The organism is Fibrobacter sp., from assembly GCA_024398965.1.
Lineage (GTDB): Bacteria > Fibrobacterota > Fibrobacteria > Fibrobacterales > Fibrobacteraceae > Fibrobacter.
The window spans coordinates 73,366-92,300 of the sequence record JAKSIF010000007.1 but is presented as its reverse complement, the minus strand read 5'-3'; the positions used below and the strand labels follow the sequence as shown (position 1 = coordinate 92,300).

Genomic DNA, 18,935 nt, shown 5'->3' with positions numbered 1-18,935 from the left:
AAAGCTTTTTTAACAAAAGGCACTCCGTCAACTTTACTACATTTGGGCCATGATGCCCGAGTGGTTCAAAAATTTTTCCTGGGAACGGATTTTTGACGGCTTAGCCGACAGGTCCCCCACCCCCGTTAAGATTGCGGTTACCGCCGGCAAGTCCTTTCTGTATTTCCACGGGCCTACCCGTGCAGCGTCCCTGACCTACACCACCTTCCTGGCCGTGGTCCCGCTGCTGATCATCCTGACGTCCATTACCATCGCCATCGGCTTCAGCAACTTCATTTCGGACTACATTCCCCACATTTTCGACATGCTTGGCCTGGACTGGCCCACCCAGCAGCTGGTAGACATCATCAAGAACGCCGAAAACATTCCTATCGGAAGGCTCGGTTTCATCGGCGCCCTCGGCTTGTTTGTAACCTTCATCCTCGCCTTCGGCAGTCTGGAGTCCAATTTCAATGTGGTCTGGGAAAACAAGACTTCCCGCCCTCTGTACAAGCAAATCCAGATTTACACTCCGTTTTTAATGGCGATCGCTCTTTTGATTGGTCTATACGCAGGTTTCGTGAACAGCGTACAAAAGGCATTGAACGTCATTTTCATCGAGGAACTGCACTTTGACCACAGCGTCCTGAAGACCCTGGTCAACGCCTTCTGGAACATTTCCCTGCAGGCAATCATCATCTTCCTGATTTTCCTCGCCCTTTACGCCCTGCCTTCCAGGCCAAAGGAAAAGGCCAAGAACTACACCAAGAAAAAGCTGGTTCTGTCCTCCTTGGGTATTACCGTTTTGGCCTGGGCAGCAATCCACATTTACGTAAAGATCTTGATGCTGATCCAGACCGCCATGGTGACTAGAATGTCTATTTTCTACGGCTCCCTAGCGTTCATTCCCCTGGTCCTGATTCTTGTTTTTGGAATCTGGGCAATCATCCTGTGCGGAAACAGCCTTGTATGGGCAATCTGTAACTGGCCCGAAGCCGGAAAGCACAACTGGAACTGGCTCGGCATCTCGGAGGATTTATGAGAAAGTTTTTGAACGTTAAAATTGCCTTGGCAGCTCTCGTCCTGGCTCTCGTTGCAACCACTTCCGCTAATGCAGAGCTGAGATCAAGAAGCTTCACTCCCGAAGAAAAGCAGAATGACGGCTGGTCCGCCTACCTGGGCTTTGGCGGAGGAAACTCCATGATTGCCGACGACGGCACCATTTTCATAAATCTTCGCATCGGCATCGAATGGAACCCTCTGCTGGCAACCGGCGTATGGGCTTCCTTTATCGCCAGCGACGTCCGAAACTATAACGTTGCTGGTACCGAATTGATTAATTACAACGCCTTTGGCGCACAGGTTGAACTCACTCCTTTCCGCATGGGAGAATTTTCCATTTCCATTCCCATCAACGTAGGTGGCGGCGTGGTCAACATCATTGAAAGAGGCGACGAAGCTTTCTCTCCCGAAGACTACTTCTTTGTAGCAGACATGTCTGCCCAGTTCAACTATCGCGTAACCCGCATGTTGGAAGTTTCCATCGGCGGCGGCTACCGCATGTTTGCCGGAATCGAAAAGAACAATCTGGAGAATCTGGACTTCTGCACTCCCTTTGGCGAACTGAGATTCACCATCAAGGAATAGGATAAATCGTCCCAAAGACGATTTCACGATTGGCGAATCATGTCTGATTTCATTTCTCTTCGCGGATGTAGGCTCCACAACCTGAAGAATGTGGACGCCCAGTTCCCGTTGGGAAAGATTACCGTCGTATGCGGTCCTTCCGGTTGCGGAAAATCCACACTGGTCTTGGACACTTTGCATGGGGAATCCAAGCGACGTTACCTTGAAACATTGTCGCCTTTTGCCTGCGAACTGCTGGGCGGCCGTAGGAACATTCCCCTAGACAGCGCCGAAGGATTATCCGCAAGCCTAGCCATTGGACCTAGCCACGGAGAAGCCCCCGCCAAGGCTTACGCCTTAAGCATTTCTGAATGCGACAGTGCACTTCGCACCTTGTTCGCCGCATTTGCAAAGCCGGCTTGCCCTGTTTGCGGCAAGCCCATGGAAAGTATCAGCCGCGAAGAAATCATCAAGCAGATCGCCAGCAGACCAGAAGGAACCAAACTGCAGTTTTTTGCCCGTGTGAGCACGGGTCGTGAGGATGTCGCAGGAGACAAGAGTGCCGCGGGTAAGAAAAGCGCCGGCCAGTCGCTGGACAAGTTGTCCGCTGTATTCTTGGCACAGGGCTACACCCGCGCCATGGCTGACGGAGTGGTTTATTCCCTGGCCGACTTGACCGACGCAGAAAAGGAAATCTGCCCCAAGGAATTCTTCATTGTCGTAGACCGCGTCATTGTCCGCGAAAATACACGAACCCGAATCGCCGAAGCGGTGGATGGAGTTTTGAAACTGACCCATTCGCACTTGACGCTGGACGAGAACGGCGCACGAGTTGAATTCAGTACCGTTCCTTGCTGTAAGGAACACGGGACCCCCGATATGGCAAAAGCCCTGGACGCAACGGATCTTTCACCGTACTCTAGAACGGCTGCTTGCCCCCGCTGTGGAGGTAAAGGCGTCGTGGACAGTTCCCTTACGGGAACGAACGCAGACGTTGATGAAGAAAACAACGTAGACTGCCCCGAATGTGGCGGTCTGCGTTTGAAAAAGGAATTTCTCAACGCAACCATCGAGGGCGTTACCTGGGCCGAGATTTTGAACACGCCTTTCTCCCTGCTGGAGAAAAAAGTCCGTGGCCTCTTCGAGGGACGCATCAAACAAAACCTGCTCCCTACCCTAAATAGTCTGCTGGACCGCATCGAGGCGATAAACGAACTGGACATCGGCTACCTAACGGCAGGCCGCTCCGGCACGACCTTGTCCGGCGGTGAAATGCAGCGCCTGCGATTGGCAAGCCTTTCCACCGGACATTTGAACGGTCTTTTGATTGCGTTGGATGAACCGGCCAGCGGCCTCCACCACACGGATGTGGACGCCCTTTGGAAAGTGCTGAAGAAAGTCCAGTCCCGAGGCAACACCCTGGTTTTGATCGAACACAATCCCGGCATTATTGCAAAGGCGGACTGGATCATTGAAATGGGCCCTGGCGCCGGCGAAAAAGGCGGCGAAGTGCTGTTCATGGGCCCTGCTGCAGAAGTTTTGAAGAATCCCGCCTCCCCCACGGGAAATTGGATTAAGTATTTGAAGGGAACCCGCGCGGAACATCATCCTGAGCGACCCTCCCCGTGTCATCCTGAGCGGAGCGCAGCGAAGTCGAAGGATCTAGCAATCTCTGTCAAGGATTTCGCCCTCTTCGACATGAAATCTGTTTCCGCAGATTTCCCGCTGAAAAAGTTCAGTGTCATCACCGGCCAAAGCGGCAGCGGAAAATCCACCCTCATGTTCAAGAATCTGGCTGTCCGCGCAAAGGCAGGTGAATTCTCCTCCCTCGGCATCGACGCCCTTTCCATCCTTTCCACAGGGGATTTCCACGGGAACCGCCGCAGCACAGTCCTCAGTGCCATCAACATGGGAAACCTGCTGCGAGACCTGTTCGCAAAGCTTCCCGAAAGCAAAGTCCGCGGATACGCCGCCGGCAAATTCGCAACCCACGCTGCAGGCGGCCGCTGCGAAAACTGCAAGGGCGAAGGCGTCATCCTGGACCCCTCCGGCTACGAAGAAACGGAATGTCCCGTCTGCCTGGGCAAGCGCTTCCGTGACGAAGTTCTTGAAATTCGATTCAAGAGTCTTTCCATCGCCGACATCCTGGACATGGAAATTGGCAACGCCTACAAGCTTTTCGCCAACATGAAACCCTTCGCCGACAAGCTGAAACCTCTGGTGGATACAGGCTTGGACTACCTGCGTTTAGGACAATCCACCGCCCACATGTCCGGCGGTGAACGAGCCCGTTTGCGTCTCTCCATCGCCCTGGCCCGCGCAAAGGCCCCCAATACACTTTTCTTATTTGACGAACCAGCCCGGGGTCTCCATCAGGTAGACATCCTGCACCTGCTGGAATTGATTAAAGGCCTAACCGAGGCAGGACACACCGTCGTAGCCATCGAACATGCGCAAGACTTCGTCAACGCCGCCGATTACGTGGTGGAATTGAGTAGATAAAAAATTCTAGCCGATTTCTCAGCTAGAACTACAACTTTCAAGTCGTTACTAAGATAAAGATTTTCTCAAGATATCTTAAGGCTGTTCCTTCTGAATCTTAAGAACTTCTTCAAGAGGCAGATCGTTATCTTCGGCGATTTCATCTACCGTAAGCTTGCCGCGTTTCAGGGCCTTGATTACAGCGGAACGCTTAGCTTCAGCAAGACCATCTGCACGACCTTCCGCACGACCTTCTGCACGGCCCTCTGCTCGACCTTCGGCAATGCCTTCTGCACGTCCTTCGGCAATGCCTTCAAGGCGAGCTTCGTCACGTTCAACAGACAGTTCATAAGCGTGGTCAGACATGTTCTTTGCCTCCGTCAGCAAGTAATCCATATCAAAATTACTCAACTTCGCGGCGTTTTGCAAGTCCACCAAATACCGATTTTTGACCTCACCATTGAACTCGTTATTCACCAGATCGATAGCGCGGAGCCAATCTGCCAAGCGACTGTCGTCAGTATCGTAATTCCCATTCAGGAACTTCTCGATTTCCACAATGGTCAATACGTTCTTTCCGTGGTACAGTACATTATGCTGATCCTTCAACTGCACAACATGCTTATAGTCTTCGCTATCGGAATACGCATCGAACATCTGGAGGGCAATGTAATCCACATGGCGCAGGGTAAAGGTGTCTCCAGGAACCTTGCTCTGCAAAGTGTGGCAGGCCGTGTAGAAAACAAGGCGATCCTTGAAGGTCGAATTTCCCTTGTGCTGAACCTCGATAACAATGCGGTTCTTGTCGGGATCTTCTGCAACAAGGTCCGAAGTCACCGACTTAACGAAAGGTCCGCCAGGAACAGAAGGATCGATAAAATCCAACTTGCCGATGCACCTAGGGCCTTCCAGATTAAGGATTGCATTCAGGAAACTGGCGGCCAGCCCCCTGTTTTCAATGGCTCCAAAAATTTTCTTGAAGCACGAATCGTTATAGACATAAACATACTTGTACATTTCACGATATTTGGTAATACAGGCGGCGACGTCGCCACCAGCGATGCGGGTTTCGTGAATATCCTGCATCATTTTTGCATACTGGTTTCTATTCATTTTTACCTCATTAGGGTTTGAAATTTTAAGGATTTAAGACAACATATCACACCCAGAAACCTGATGCGATTTCTAGGAACGATACGCAGAACCAATACACGCATAACGTGCATTGGCATAACAACATTTTTTGTGAAATTCGGTATTATCTACCGAGGATGTGCTTGGCATTTCGCAGGCGGAGGCCCACTCCCCTAGTCAGCCGCGTTACTCACCGACCCAAATCCTGCTTTTTTTACCGCTAATGCCAAACGATGCAACTGCCGCCCTGGGACTCGGAAGCCAGCGTGTCTGCAAAAACTTCACACCACTATCAGACGGATTATCGAATGTCAAGGAGAATATAAATCTATTTGACGGATATGTCAATAGACAGGAAATACTTCGTTCACCTAGCCTAGGCCGCTATTAGGCTTGGCTTACGCAATGCCTAATTCGAGGGTGCTAAAGCGCCTACGCTCAGGCTCGGTTATGCAGACAAACATGTTTGTCTGCGCAACATCCCCCTAAAGGGGGCCATGAATCACATAAGTGCTAAAGCACTAAGTGATCAAAGGTCACCATCGCTTTAGTCCTTGAGGCAACGCAAACTTCGACCGTTGTCCTTGTAGATGTTGTACTGGCCTGCGTAGTCGTAATCGTAGCCGAAGTACTGGTACCACGCGTAGCTGCTAAATTTCTCAGAAGCAGACCACAAGAGGGCGTAGCAGCCCTCATAGCTGAAACTGCCATGTTCGCTCCTGCTTCCGGCGGGGAGCACCGAGAAGCCATACTTGTCGGTACCGTTACCGCTCTTGCCGTAATAATCATCCCAGCCACTGGTGGATTTCAACAACGAACCAGCGGTGTCGGAACCTCCGATGTAGGTGTACAGAGTACTGTACTCCTCGTCCGTGGGCACATGCCAGCCTTCGGGGCAAATGCCGCGGTGGGGGCTATTGGGGGTACAGGTCTTGCCATAGCCACACTTGGTTCCCGCATTTACATTGAACTGGGCAGCACTATCCATCACTGCACTCCAGGTATAAAGGCGACCGTACTTGTCGCAGTTGGAAGCCTTGTTTTCGTAGCACCAACTGGTGGAATCGGAAGTGTAACTGATGTATTTGTACTTCACGCCAGTGTATGCGTAGTTCAGGTTCTCGGCCATCCATGTCTGGGTGCCGATGGTGACGGTCTTGTAGATTTTGTTGTCGCGGAGGTCGGTCAAGGTATTTGCCGACGCATCGTATTTACTTCCATCCTTGATGCTAGTTCCTTCGCTCGACGAACTCTGAATGACGCTGGAAGAGGAAGAAGATCCCGGGTCGGTGCCCGGGATGACACTCGAAGAAGAACTACTTGCGACAGAAGAAGAGGATGTTACGGAACTTGAAGAGGCTACAGAGCTGCTACTCTTTGCAGAAGAACTGCTAGATCCTTCGCTATCGCTCAGGATGACACTGGAAGAGGAGCTTGCAACCTCGCCAACAACATCCCAGGAGCCTTCCACGCAATTCAACTCGCGGTCTTCTTCATAAAGGTAAGCTGACAGGCCTTCTCTTGAGCCAGTACAGCCAGGCAGATTTTCTTCAACGTCAGCAATCATATCGTAATGAACCCACTTACGATCCTTGCAAACAAAGCCTTCCTTCGTCCCGTCTATAAAGTTTACGAAACCATCCCTGCTTTCTGTACAACTGGGCAAATCATCTTCAGAACCAACAAAAGAAATGTTTGTGTCCTCATGGTTATTAGTCGGTCCGTTTGAAGATTCGCCGTCGCCACATGCGGCAAGGCCCAAAGCCAAAGCAAAAGCTACAAAGCCCGCCTTAACCAGACTATTTCCAAAAATTTTCCCATTCATCGAATCTACTCCCTGGGGCCAGGTTTACATACTCGCACCATGCATCAACATTTCAAGTATAACTTAATTTACAGGTTCTTGCCCGTGACAGGAATCATAGGAGACAATTTCAGCCCGTTGGAAAAGAAAAATGCTCTGCAAATGTGGCAACTACTTCCGCGTCCAAGCCACGTATTGGAACAAACTAAGGCCAAATTCCGGAAGCACTGCAATCAGGTGGTCAAAGATATCCGCCTGAATTGTTTCATAGGCCACCCACTGGGTCACATTGGCGAATGCATAAATTTCAAGAGGCAAGCCTTCAGGAGTTGGCGCCAGCTGGCGTGTCATCAAGGTCATGTCCTGCGCCACATTTTTTAGAGAGCGCAAATAAGCGGTACAATAGGCGCGGAAAGTTCCGATGTTAGTCATGTGGCGACTGTTCACCATGTCCAGCTCCGTAGGCACAGCACCTTCGCCATACTTGGCGGTAAATTCCGAAGCCAACTCTACGCGCTTTTCATCCATGTAGGGTTTCAAGATTTCAATCTTAGACAATCGTTCGATTTCTTCTTCTGTCAAGAAGCGGATGCTCTGCTGGTCAATGAAGAGCGAACGCTTAATGCGACGACCGCCGGATTCTTCCATTCCGCGCCAGTTCTTGAAACTGTTGGTAATGAGGTCATAAGCAGGAATTACCGAGATGGTCTTGTCCCAGTTACGGATTTTCACAGAGGTAAGCGTAATGTCGATGACCGTACCATCAGTATGGTGACGTTCAATCTCAATCCAATCCCCTTTGCGGAGCAAGTCAGACAAATTAATCTGGATACCCGAAACTACGCCCAGAATGGAATCCCTAAAGATCAACATCAAGATGGTTGCGGCGGCACCCATAGCAGAGAGTATAAATACGGGGCTCTTGCCAATGACCTGCGATATGACAACAATGGCACAAACGCAGAACAAAATCAGTTTAACCGCCTGGAATGTTCCGTGGAAAGACTTGTTCTTTCGTCTTTGGTTCTGGTCGTTCAAGGTTTCGACCACATCAAAGAAGGAACTTCCCGCAGCAAAGGCAATCAGGGCAAACCATACTGCAGAAACACGGGTACAAATATCGTACACAAGGGACTGCTGTTCTACAAAGCGGGCAAAGGCCGCGCTAAAAATCGTTGCAGGAACAAGCTGCAAAGCCCTAGAAAAGAACCGTTTTTCTACAAGGAGATCGTCAAACTTGTTGGGAGTCTTTTCTGCAATTTTTCGGGCAATAGGATTCACCACGAACATGCAAAGCAAAAGAACAACGAGAACTATGCTTAAAAAGATTACAAAATTCAAGTTCATGCCCCTAAAATACAAAAATGAAAACACCCCAAACAGTCTGCTCTAGCCTAGAAATGAATAAATTGCTAGATTATCGACCATGAAAAAATCAGTACCTATTACAGTGCTCACCGGTTACTTAGGAGCCGGTAAAACTACTCTCCTCAACTACGTTCTTAACAATCAGGAAGGCTATCACGTAGCTGTTATCGTCAACGATATTGGCGAAGTCAATATTGACCAGACCCTTATCGAAAAGGGCGGAAACATCACCAAGGAAGATTCCGGCAAGTTGGTGCCCCTTTCCAACGGTTGCATTTGCTGCTCCCTGAAGCAGGACATGCTGGAACAGATTGCCGAAATTCTTGAAACCGGCAAGTTCGACTACATCCTTATTGAAGCCAGCGGCATTTGCGAACCCGTACCTATCGCACAGACCATTTGCATGGCCGGTTCCCAGCTCCAGAGCAAGAATGGCGAACCTCTCCCCTGCCATCTGGACAGCGTAACCGCAGTGGTGGACGTTTGCCGTTTGGCCGACGAATTCGCCGGTGGCGACAAGCTTCTCCAGAAGGACCTGGAAGAAACCGACATTGCAAACCTGCTGATCCAGCAGATCGAATTCTGCAACACCATCATCCTGAACAAGGTGGACAGCCTTGCAAAGAATGACCTGGAACATGTGAAGGCTGTGGTGAAGGCCCTGCAGCCCACCGCCAAGATGATCGAGACCAACTTCGGCAAGGTGGAAATGAAGGAAATCCTGGACACCAAGCAGTTTGACTTCGACAAGGTTGCTGAAGGTGCCGCCTGGGCCATCGAACTGAACAAGATCGACGATGACCACGATGATGATGACGATGAAGACGAACACGAACATCACCACCATCATGACGACGAAGACCACAGCGATTGCGACAATGAACATGGCGTTTGCCACCATCACCACGATGATGACGACGACGATGATCACGAGCATCATCACCATCACGATGACGAAGACCACAGCCACTGCGATCACGAACACGGCGTTTGCCACTGCGGTCATCATCACGACAAGGATCATCCCCATGGTGACGAATACGGCATTTCTACCTTCGTGTATGAACGCCGCCGTCCCTTCGATCGCAAGAAGTTCGAAGCATTCCTGGATGACTATCCTAACGCAATCATCCGCACCAAGGGTCTCCTGTGGTTCTCAGACGAACGTACCGAAAGCTACCTGTTCGAACAGGCTGGCAAGCAGGCTACCGCCCAGAATTTCGGCCGCTGGTTCGCTGCCGAAAGCAAGGAAACTCAGGAATACATTCTTGCCCAGAATCCTGACCTGAAGAAGGTTTGGGACGATGAATACGGAGACCGTATCATTCGCCTCGTCTTCATCGGCCAGCATATGGAAAAGAAAAAGATTATCGCTGTCCTGGACGATTGTCTGGACAAGTAATTAACAGACTTAGTTCAACAAAAAGCCCTGCGAGCCAAATCGCAGGACTTTTTTCTATTTTTTTTGCATACAGAAATTAGGAGGTTTATTTGACTATGATCAAGTCAAAGTTTATTTGGGTTAGCGCATTCGCCATCGCATTAATCAACGCCTGTTCCAGCGGCACCGATGCCGATGAAACCAGCGGCGTTTTCCCCGAGCGCTGGGCAAACAATCCTGCAGGTTACGGAAGTGAAATTTATTCAGTTGCCAAAGGCGATTCCATCAATGGATTCCAATGTTCCGTTTATGAAAAAGGAAATGAAGTCATTGAATCCTCCATTGAATTTCAATCAGGATTTGAAATCAAGGCCATATACCGCAACCTCATCAAAAACGACAGCATCACAGTAACTGTTTTCGTCGGCATGGAACCTTATACAAAAATGACCATGGAAGACATGTGTAACCAAATGACCCAAAGCGCTGATACAGCCAATGGTGCGTACGTGGTTTGCGAAGATGATTACATCAAAGAAGTCGCATTCGGTTCATATACAGTGTCCGATTCTATCGCAATCGCGAGGACAAAGGAACAGGCTATCAAGAAATGTAAGCAAAAAGACCTTGACTACGAAGTACCCGCCGGCAACGACGCTTTCGAGGAGCCATCTTGCGTCCCCGACACCCTTTTCAAAGCAGACGGTTCCTACACCCTGGATATCCCGGATAACTGCAACTAGCTTTCACTTCAATTCTTGGCACAAATTTTGCAATATAATCGGTTGGAGTAATCCAGCCGATTTTTGATTTTTAAAACCTTTACCGAAGGGTTTTGTCAGCACGATCAGCACCGGCGTAATGGTAAAGTCCGCCACCAGGGCAGTCACAAGGCCAATGCTTGCCATAAGCCCCACCCTAAAGAAGATGGTCACAGGGCTTACCATGTAGGCAAGGAACATCATGCAAAGAATAATGGTGGTGCTCACCATGCTCTTGCCCACGTCCCTGAAGGTGGCAAGAACAGATTCGCGATAGTTACCGCATCGTTCAAAGCAAAGCTTGGAATGATTGACAAAGTGGATGGTATCGTCCACCGCTATACCGATGGCCATGGGAATCACCATCATGGTCATCATGTCCATGCTAAAATCGCAGTAGCCCATGACTGCGCCAATCACGAGAATAGGAGCCACGTTGGGAATCATGCCAATCAATCCCGTTTTCACGCTCATGAACGATGCAATCAAAAGCAGGACTATCATCACAAAGGATACGCACACGGACTTGATTTCACCCTTCACCAGCTTGTTATTCATGGAAGCCTGTTCCACGGCATAACCTTCTACACCCACATCGGCCTTAGGGAAATAATGGCGAACAAGAGCCTGGGCGCTGTCGATATCAACATCAATCTGCTTGGAATTCCACTCCTTCAGTTCCACATGAATGTAGGCGGTGCTAAAATCGTCGGTAACGCCACCCACCATCACACGGGCCTTTCCTTCGGTGAACTTGGTCAGAGGCAGGTTTGACAAGTCCGTAACGGCACTGTCCAAAGCGGCGAATTTTTCGGGATTCTTGAAGGACGCGGAATCAGAATCATCGCCCAAATCAATCATCACGTTGTAGGAATAAACATTGGCCAGTTCGGAATCCATCAGTTCTACCAGGCGCTCCACAAAAGGCAACTTGGTACCGAACATTTCCACATATTCCATATTCACCTTCAGCCCCATGCATCCAATGGCGCTGGCTACGGCAACGGCAACAGAAGCCAAGGCAATCGGCAGCTTCATGTTCAAAGCCTTGCCACCTATCTTCACCAGGATTTTTTCAATTCGGCCTTCATCGTTTGCAAGTTTCGCGACCGCTTTTTTGCCCTTACCGTCATAACTAAACAAGATGGGCACCAGAATAATCACGTACAGGTAAACTGCAAAAACCATGGCGGCGCAAATGGAGCCCACGATTTTCATCACAGGCATTTCCACAACCAAAAATGACAACATGGAAGCAACCGTAGTCACCACCGTAAAGAAGATGGGCCAGCCCGTTTCCGTTACCGCTTCCACCAGGGCTTCATCACGATTTTTCGGGCGATTGCCAAAGCAGGTTTCCAGTCGCTGATATGCTTGCTTGAAACTGTTTATGTAGTGGATGGAATAGCCTACGCTTAAGGCCATGCCCAGCACCAAGGGCAACGTAAACAAGGTAAAGTCAGGCTTAACGCCCAGCCAGCCGCAAATGCCAAACACAGAAGCCATGGCAAAGGCAATGGCCATCAGGGGCACCAGCACACCGAATTTACTTCGGGTGAAAAAGGCCAGGCAGAAAATCATGATGAACACGCCGATAACTACGGAACGTGCCGCCTGGGGCATGGTGGAATCGTTCTTCGCCACCTCAAGATAGGGTTCGCCGCCGGCGTTCAAGTCCCACTTTTCAGACTTAAACTCCGGACGCTTCAACATGTCCGCTACTGCGCGGCCAATTTTTGCAGCATCATCAGCCGGATCCGTGTAACGTTCTAGACTCAGGTGAAGCAGCGCCTCGGTACCTGCGGTGTTTTCGATGGAATGGATTTCCTTTGCCAGAGGAATGTTCGCCAGCATGTAGCGAGAAAGAGTATCCCGCATTTCAAGGATTGCGGAATCACGGACACTTGGCGCGGATTCTGCGACATTACCAACTTCACGCGCAGTTACCAGAACCACAACGCTGGCGTCGTTTCCAAAATGCTCCCGGAACTTTTCCGCATTGACCTTGGCCGGGTCCCCTTCCAGAAACCAGCCATCATTTGTAAAACTGAACTCAAAACGTAAAATGCCGGCAGCGGCAGCCAGAGTAAAAAGAATAATCCCAATAAGAATTCCACGACGATGGGCTGTCTGGAACTTACCCAAGCGATTAAAAATCTTGTTGATCTGAAGGATTTTCATTATGCCGCAAAAATAGGAAAAAAGAAAGGAATCCCGTTGATGTTATATTTCTCAATATAGAAGCTAACTCATGAAATTTGATCAAATCCACCACGTTGTCATCATCGTTTCAAACTACGAAGTTTTAAAGCAATTCTATGTGGAAAAGCTTGGATTTGAGATTATTCGCGAAAATTATCGCCCAACACGTAACACAGCGTCTAATCCTTTACGCAACGTACCGAGAAGGCGCAGCTCTTGATGCGGCCGACTATGTCGCCCTCCTCGTCATCGTAGGACAAGTCCAGGCCGTAGGCACCGTCACTCTGGTCTTCGCTACTAGACCAAAAGTAAGCTAATTTGCCGACAATTGAGAAAACACCATCATAGAACCCGAAGCCCGCGGGAAGCGCGGAGAAACCGTAGGCATCAGTGCCTGCCGGCACACCTTCTTTTGACTCCCAACCAATTTGCGACTTAAGAACAATACCCAAAGTAGCATAACCTCCAACAGCATCCATCAGGGTGATGAACTCATCCATAGAGGGCAAGTGCCAACCAGAGGGGCAAACGCCCCGAGTAACAGTCGATAACATACAAGTCTTGTCATATCCGCAAATCTGTGGATTGTCAGCATTATTTGCCAGAGTCACTGAGTCAATGGCAGCAGCCCAAGTATACAAGCGACCGTACTTGTCGCAGTTGGCAACCTCATTGTCATAGCACCAACTAGTGGAGTCCGAGGAGAAGCTTGTATATTTGACGAATTGGTAAGGTACGCCTGTATAGGCATAATTCAGGTTTTCCGCCATCCAGATCTGTGTACCGATGGTTACTGTTTTGTAAGTATGACCGTCGCGAAGGTCCTTCAATGTGTTTGCAGTAGCGTCATATTCGCTGCCGTCATTGAAACTGTTGGACGAAGCGATGCTGCTACTGGATCCTATCGCCGCTGCGCTGCTCCAGGATGACGAGGATGAAGATTCCGCCTCAATGTCAGATGAAGAAGACCTATCCACGTCATCGTTCGAACTCGACGAATTCGCAACAATTGAAGAAGAACTCACTGCAACTTCCGAAGAACTGCTAGATTCTTCCTCAGCAGAGGATAAGATTTCGTAAGGGGACGAAGTCCCCGACGATTCTATATCGCTATCGCTCAGAATGACACTTGACGAAGAACGTTCTTCAGCGCTAGACGATGACACGGGATCATCCTTTGGTGCGGACACAGAAGACGAATCATCATCGCAGCCAACGATCATGGAGGTTGCCAAAACAGCAGCAAAGAAACCATTAATAAATTTCATGTTCATAAGAACGTCCTCCTTAAAACCGTTCATCAAGCTCTACAACACACTAAACATAGATAATTCCACATTTTTTTGGAGAAAAAAAACAGAACGCACGCATAATTTCAACACCTAAAATTGGCATCTACATCCAAAGCAGTTCTTTTGTCATTTTATGACATTCAGCCTTTTCTATATTTCAAGAACGCCACAAAAATACATAATGACAACATAAATGAAATTTTAACAATCGAAGAACGCTATAAGGAGATCCGTGGAGAAGTACTTGATATTTTTCGAAATCGACACCATGTATATCAAGGGTTAAAGGACGAAGGAATGAAAGTTTATCTTATGTAAGGGAATAATCTTCAAAAGTCAAGACACTGCCTACGTCTGCATTTTTGGCACAATTTTTGCAAGCTTTCAAACATAAGTTTCGACATTTTCTAACTTATGCACATGAAATTCAAGACTGTCGCCTGTAGACCGCCGAAGCAACAACTTCCTACCATCTACTTTCTACTGTCTACTAACTCGAGGTAACTATGCTTTTTAATTTCGACATGATCCAGAAGGTCTATGCCAAGATGCCGGTCCGCGTTGACGGTGCACGCAAGCTCCTTGGCCGCCCCCTCACGTTAACAGAAAAGATTCTCTACACCCATTTGATCGACGGTGCAGAATCCAAGCAGTATGTTCGTGGTACTGATTTTGCCGAATTCCATCCGGACCGCGTGGCAATGCAGGACGCAACCGCCCAGATGGCCCTCCTCCAGTTTACAACTGCTGGAAAATCCAAGGTCGCTGTTCCAAGTTCTGTACATTGCGACCACTTGATTATCGCCAAGGAAGGTGTGGAAATTGACCTTCCCAAGGCAAAGTCCGACAGTAAGGAAGTGTACGACTTCCTCCAGTCCGTTTCCGCAAAGTACGGCATTGACTGCTGGCTCCCGGGCGCAGGCATCATCCATCAGGTGGTGCTTGAAAACTACGCTTTCCCGGGCGGCATGATGATCGGTACCGACTCCCACACGGTGAACGCAGGCGGTCTCGGCATGCTGGCTATCGGTGTTGGCGGTGCAGACGCTGTGGACGCCATGGTTGGCCTCCCCTGGGAACTGAAGTACCCGAAGATGATCGGTGTGAAGCTCACCGGTAAGCTCCAGGGCTTCGCAACCGCTAAGGACATCATCCTGAAGCTGGCTGGCATCCTCACCGTTAAGGGCGGCACCAACGCTATTATCGAATACTTCGGCGAAGGCGCTCGCAGCCTTTCTGCTACCGGCAAGGCTACCATCGCCAACATGGGTGCAGAAGTGGGTGCCACCTGCTCTACCTTCAGCTACGACGATTCCATGAGCCGCTACCTGAAGGTTACCGGCCGCGCAGACGTTGCCGCAGCCGCCGACAAGATTGCCTCTTACCTCCAGGCTGACCCCGAAGTGGAAGCCGAACCGGAAAAGTACTTCGACCGCGTTGTGGAAATCGACCTTTCCACTCTCGTTCCCCATTACAATGGCCCCTTCAGCCCGGACCGCGCTTTCGCTATCACCGACATGGCAGAATCCATCAAGGCAACAGACGCAAAGCCGGAATCCAAGGACGAAGTTAGCGCAGCCCTCATCGGTTCCTGCACCAACTCCAGCTACGAAGATTTGTTCATGGCTGCAAGCATGATCAAGCAGGCTCTGGCCAAGGGTCTTACCCCCAAGTGCCCGCTCATCATCAACCCGGGTTCCGAACAGGTCCGCTACACCGCTGAACGCGACGGCCTCATTGACTTGTTCAAGCAGTTTGGCGCAACCATCATGACCAACGCCTGCGGTCCTTGCATTGGCCGTTGGGACCGTGCTGGTGCCGACAAGAAGGAATTGAACACCATCGTCCACTCCTTCAACCGTAACTTTGCAAAGCGCGCCGATGGCAACCCCAACACTCACGCTTTCGTCGCTTCCCCGTTGATGGCTGTAATCGCAGCTCTCTCCGGCAAGCTCACTTTCAACCCGGCTACCGATACCCTCGTCAATGGCGAAGGCAAGGCTGTGAAGCTGGATCCTCCTGAAAAGTGCGAACTCCCGGTCAACGGCTTCGAAGTGAAGGATGCTGGTTTCCAGGCTCCGGCAGAAGACGGTTCCTCCATCACCGTGACCATCAATCCGGAAAGTAAGCGTCTCCAGGCTCTGGCACCGTTCGCGGCATGGGACGGCAAGGACATCATGGGCGCTCCGATCCTCATTAAGGCCAAGGGCAAGTGCACCACCGACCATATTTCTATGGCAGGTCCGTGGCTCAACTACCGCGGTCACTTGGAAAACATTTCCAACAACATGCTCATCGGTGCTGTGAACGCTTTCAACGGCGAAACCAACAAGGTTCTCTGCCAGTGCGGTTCCTATAAGGAAGTTCCGGAACTTGCTAAGGTTTACAAGGAAAAGGGCATCGGCTCCATCGTTATCGGTGACGAAAACTATGGTGAAGGCTCCAGCCGCGAACACGCTGCTATGGAACCCCGCTTCCTGGGTGTTAAGGCTGTGATCGTGAAGAGCTTCGCTCGTATTCACGAAACCAACCTGAAGAAGCAGGGCATGCTGGCCCTCACCTTCGCTAACCCGGCAGACTACGACAAGATCCAGGAACAGGACGTGTTCGACATTCTCGGCCTCACCGAGTTTGCTCCGGGCAAGCCGCTCACCTTGGTGGCACACCACAAAGACGGTTCCGCCGACAACATCACCCTGAACCACACCTACAACGAACAGCAGTGGGCATGGTTCAAGGCCGGTTCCGCTCTGAACTTGATCAAGCAGATGAATAAATAAGACGAGGGTCTGCACAGTCTATTTTGACATGTGCAGATAACTCCCATCAAAAAACGCGCGGTTTAAACCGCGCGTTTTTTCATTAACGTCCGCCAGATTTCAATAGCGGTCGTCTAATTTTATCAGCGACAACCTGATTTTATTAGTGTCCGCCAGAGTTAGCGATGTTCGTTTGTTGTTTGGTCTAGCCCGCGGAAAAATGCAAGGCCCTCGTAATCCTTCTTCAAGGCCTGCACACTTTCGCCAATCATGTAAAGGCTTCCCGTAATCAATACGGGGAGTTCTGATGCTGCGCGGACACGGTCCAAGAATTCGCGACTGAGCAGGCCCTCGGTTGCTACCGGCAAGTTCAAGGCCGCCAGCTGGGAGCGTAAGTCATCCAGTTCCCGAAACCGCGGGTAAGGAGTCTTTGTGATGTGCCAATGACTTACATGAGGCGCCATCAGCTTAAGCATTTCGTCCACATCCTTGTCCTTGAGGGCGCCGAAGACGCAATGGAACTTGACACCCGGATAGTAGCGATCCAAAGCCTGGACAAGACGGCGAACCGCGTGAGAATTGTGGGCTCCATCCAAAATGTAATCCACACGGCCTTCGCGGTTGGCCAGGGTCTGCATGCGGCCAGCCCAGGAGCGTTTCCCTAGGATACGGACGGCCAGAGCGTCGTCATAAGCGATGCCATCACAGCCCGATTTGGCAGCATTTCGCCCGGCAACTTTTTCGCAGAACAACTTTGCGGCAGCAAGAGACAAACTTGCATTTTCTACATAATGCTGTCCCAAGTTTGGCAGAGAAATATCATCACGAATCGACGGCACGACGTACTCCGCCCCACGGGAAGCGGCGAACAGCCTTGCCTCTTCCAGAAGTTCCTGTGACAGCCCGCCAACAACATAGGTCTTGCCGCCAACAGCCATCTTTTCCTTCAGGATGGCGCTTTCAGTTGCGCCCAGCACTTCTGTATGTTCCAAGCCAATGCTGGTAAGAACCGTCAGTTCACCTTCGGCAACCGCCGTACTATCAAGTCGGCCTCCCATGCCCGCTTCAAGAACAGCAACATCAAGATTCTGTTCCGCATAGTATAGGAATCCAACCAACGTAAGGACCTCAAAGAACGTAGGCTCGATGGCCTCCCCTGCCCCAGCGCAAGAATTAATAGCGTCTGCAGCAGCCTTCACTTTCAAAAGAAGACGATCCAAATCTTCTTCACCGATAGGCAAGTCATTTACGCGGATCCTTTCACGCAGGCTTACAAGGTGGGGGCTGGTAAACAAGCCTGTCTTGAAACCGTGTGCTTGCAGCACTCCGGCCAGATAAAAACTGGTGGAGCCCTTTCCGTTGGTTCCCACCACATGAATGGTCTTGAATTTCTTCTGAGGATTTCCCATGGCTTCACAGAGCTTTCTGGTTGATTCCAGACCGGGCACCATCCCGAACATCAGTCGGGAATTAAGATATTCCATACCAGCGTTTTGCATGTCCAAAATATAGCAAACCCAGTCCCGACTCTTACTATCCAAAAAACTTTTCTATATTATGGATAATCGCAAGAGAAGACAGTTCGAAATTCCGCCTGTCTTAAAACAAAACTAGGAGCACATTATGGCCGAAATCTTTTCGGATTATTTTGACCAGCATTCAGGCAGGTCTAGCGAAGAACTGGAAGGAGTTACACTCCTCGGTAACCAGAACACCAAATACAAGTACGACTACGACCCGGACGTGTTGGAGAAATTTCCAAACAAGCATCCGGATAACGACTACATGGTCATGCTGAACTGCCCTGAATTTACGTCCCTCTGTCCCAAGACTGGTCAGCCGGACTTTGCAGAAATCCGCATCAATTACGTTCCAGACCAGTACATTGTGGAATCCAAGTCCCTAAAGCTTTACCTGTTCAGTTTCCGTAATCACGGGGACTTTCATGAGGATTGTGCCAACATCATCATGAAGGATCTGATTAAGCTTCTTGATCCCAAGTACATCGAAGTGGAAGGTATCTTCACCCCCCGCGGTGGCATTTCCATCTACCCCTTCGCTAACTACGGCAAGCCGGGTACTGTTTATGAACAGAAGGCTACAGACCGCCTGTTCGCAAGCGTTGACCGTCGTAACTCCTGGAAGTAA

The 18,935-nt window shown here is 50.1% G+C and carries 13 protein-coding genes; 7 read left to right on the top strand and 6 right to left on the bottom strand.

The genetic code is table 11. The annotated features are described in order from the left end of the window. The first annotated feature begins 49 nt into the window (after positions 1 to 49). The 3 genes from MJZ26_05115 to MJZ26_05105 are packed head-to-tail and all read left to right on the top strand — an operon-like array spanning position 50 to position 4,107. On the top strand, positions 50 to 1,021 hold the full coding sequence (locus MJZ26_05115) for a YihY/virulence factor BrkB family protein (GenBank protein MCQ2105155.1): 972 nt from the start codon (positions 50 to 52) through the stop codon (positions 1,019 to 1,021). Continuing rightward, complete coding sequence (locus tag MJZ26_05110) at positions 1,018 to 1,626, top strand: hypothetical protein (protein ID MCQ2105154.1); 609 nt, start codon at positions 1,018 to 1,020, stop codon at positions 1,624 to 1,626. The genes MJZ26_05115 and MJZ26_05110 overlap by 4 nt, the downstream gene beginning before the upstream one ends. Before the next feature lie 39 nt (positions 1,627 to 1,665). After that, complete coding sequence (locus MJZ26_05105) at positions 1,666 to 4,107, top strand: ABC transporter (protein MCQ2105153.1); 2,442 nt, start codon at positions 1,666 to 1,668, stop codon at positions 4,105 to 4,107. Positions 4,108 to 4,182: 75 nt separating this feature from the next. Here MJZ26_05105 and MJZ26_05100 read toward each other — a convergent pair whose 3' ends face one another. From MJZ26_05100 to MJZ26_05090, 3 genes are all read right to left on the bottom strand, one after another. Then, a complete protein-coding gene (locus MJZ26_05100) occupies positions 4,183 to 5,199 on the bottom strand; it encodes an Rpn family recombination-promoting nuclease/putative transposase (GenBank protein MCQ2105152.1) in 1,017 nt (338 codons plus the stop codon). 568 nt (positions 5,200 to 5,767) lie between these two features. Further along, a complete protein-coding gene (locus MJZ26_05095) occupies positions 5,768 to 7,045 on the bottom strand; it encodes a fibrobacter succinogenes major paralogous domain-containing protein (GenBank protein MCQ2105151.1) in 1,278 nt (425 codons plus the stop codon). A gap of 150 nt (positions 7,046 to 7,195) precedes the next feature. After that, the gene (locus MJZ26_05090) at positions 7,196 to 8,371 is read right to left on the bottom strand and encodes a mechanosensitive ion channel family protein (protein ID MCQ2105150.1); all 1,176 of its coding nucleotides are present in this window, start codon (positions 8,369 to 8,371) and stop codon (positions 7,196 to 7,198) included. 79 nt (positions 8,372 to 8,450) lie between these two features. Here MJZ26_05090 and MJZ26_05085 point away from each other — a divergent pair, with 79 nt between their 5' ends. Together MJZ26_05085 and MJZ26_05080 are read left to right on the top strand one after the other, a co-directional pair. Then, positions 8,451 to 9,794 carry a GTP-binding protein gene (locus MJZ26_05085; protein MCQ2105149.1) on the top strand — a complete coding sequence of 448 codons (1,344 nt, stop codon included), beginning with the start codon at positions 8,451 to 8,453 and terminating at the stop codon, positions 9,792 to 9,794. Between the two features lie 95 nt (positions 9,795 to 9,889). Continuing rightward, positions 9,890 to 10,516, top strand: a complete 627-nt coding sequence (locus tag MJZ26_05080; GenBank protein MCQ2105148.1) for a hypothetical protein — start codon at positions 9,890 to 9,892, stop codon at positions 10,514 to 10,516. 3 nt (positions 10,517 to 10,519) lie between these two features. On the opposite strand, the gene MJZ26_05075 is transcribed toward MJZ26_05080, so the two are convergent. Continuing rightward, on the bottom strand, positions 10,520 to 12,715 hold the full coding sequence (locus MJZ26_05075) for an efflux RND transporter permease subunit (GenBank protein MCQ2105147.1): 2,196 nt from the start codon (positions 12,713 to 12,715) through the stop codon (positions 10,520 to 10,522). A gap of 200 nt (positions 12,716 to 12,915) precedes the next feature. Further along, the gene (locus MJZ26_05070; protein ID MCQ2105146.1) at positions 12,916 to 14,010 is read right to left on the bottom strand and encodes a fibrobacter succinogenes major paralogous domain-containing protein; all 1,095 of its coding nucleotides are present in this window, start codon (positions 14,008 to 14,010) and stop codon (positions 12,916 to 12,918) included. A 524-nt stretch (positions 14,011 to 14,534) separates the two neighbouring features. On the opposite strand from MJZ26_05070, the gene MJZ26_05065 reads away from it, so the two are divergent. Then, positions 14,535 to 16,808 (top strand): aconitate hydratase, encoded by a 2,274-nt coding sequence (locus MJZ26_05065; protein ID MCQ2105145.1) that lies wholly within the window; start codon positions 14,535 to 14,537, stop codon positions 16,806 to 16,808. A 158-nt stretch (positions 16,809 to 16,966) separates the two neighbouring features. On the opposite strand, the gene MJZ26_05060 is transcribed toward MJZ26_05065, so the two are convergent. After that, the gene (locus MJZ26_05060) at positions 16,967 to 18,271 is read right to left on the bottom strand and encodes a bifunctional folylpolyglutamate synthase/dihydrofolate synthase (protein MCQ2105144.1); all 1,305 of its coding nucleotides are present in this window, start codon (positions 18,269 to 18,271) and stop codon (positions 16,967 to 16,969) included. Between the two features lie 139 nt (positions 18,272 to 18,410). Here MJZ26_05060 and queF point away from each other — a divergent pair, with 139 nt between their 5' ends. Further along, positions 18,411 to 18,935: a preQ(1) synthase gene (gene queF, locus MJZ26_05055; GenBank protein MCQ2105143.1), complete on the top strand. Its 525-nt coding sequence runs from the start codon at positions 18,411 to 18,413 to the stop codon at positions 18,933 to 18,935.

Excerpts from the sequence above, each read along its gene's own strand:
- MJZ26_05070 (MCQ2105146.1), bottom strand. The coding sequence starts at position 14,010 with ATGAACATGAAATTTATTAATGGTTTCTTTGCTGCTGTTTTGGCAACC.
- MJZ26_05065 (MCQ2105145.1), top strand. The coding sequence starts at position 14,535 with ATGCTTTTTAATTTCGACATGATCCAGAAGGTCTATGCCAAGATGCCG.
- MJZ26_05085 (MCQ2105149.1), top strand. The coding sequence starts at position 8,451 with ATGAAAAAATCAGTACCTATTACAGTGCTCACCGGTTACTTAGGAGCC.
- MJZ26_05105 (MCQ2105153.1), top strand. The coding sequence starts at position 1,666 with ATGTCTGATTTCATTTCTCTTCGCGGATGTAGGCTCCACAACCTGAAG.
- MJZ26_05110 (MCQ2105154.1), top strand. The coding sequence starts at position 1,018 with ATGAGAAAGTTTTTGAACGTTAAAATTGCCTTGGCAGCTCTCGTCCTG.
- queF (MCQ2105143.1), top strand. The coding sequence starts at position 18,411 with ATGGCCGAAATCTTTTCGGATTATTTTGACCAGCATTCAGGCAGGTCT.
- MJZ26_05090 (MCQ2105150.1), bottom strand. The coding sequence starts at position 8,371 with ATGAACTTGAATTTTGTAATCTTTTTAAGCATAGTTCTCGTTGTTCTT.
- MJZ26_05080 (MCQ2105148.1), top strand. The coding sequence starts at position 9,890 with ATGATCAAGTCAAAGTTTATTTGGGTTAGCGCATTCGCCATCGCATTA.
- MJZ26_05100 (MCQ2105152.1), bottom strand. The coding sequence starts at position 5,199 with ATGAATAGAAACCAGTATGCAAAAATGATGCAGGATATTCACGAAACC.
- MJZ26_05060 (MCQ2105144.1), bottom strand. The coding sequence starts at position 18,271 with ATGGAATATCTTAATTCCCGACTGATGTTCGGGATGGTGCCCGGTCTG.
- MJZ26_05115 (MCQ2105155.1), top strand. The coding sequence starts at position 50 with ATGATGCCCGAGTGGTTCAAAAATTTTTCCTGGGAACGGATTTTTGAC.
- MJZ26_05075 (MCQ2105147.1), bottom strand. The coding sequence starts at position 12,715 with ATGAAAATCCTTCAGATCAACAAGATTTTTAATCGCTTGGGTAAGTTC.
- MJZ26_05095 (MCQ2105151.1), bottom strand. The coding sequence starts at position 7,045 with ATGAATGGGAAAATTTTTGGAAATAGTCTGGTTAAGGCGGGCTTTGTA.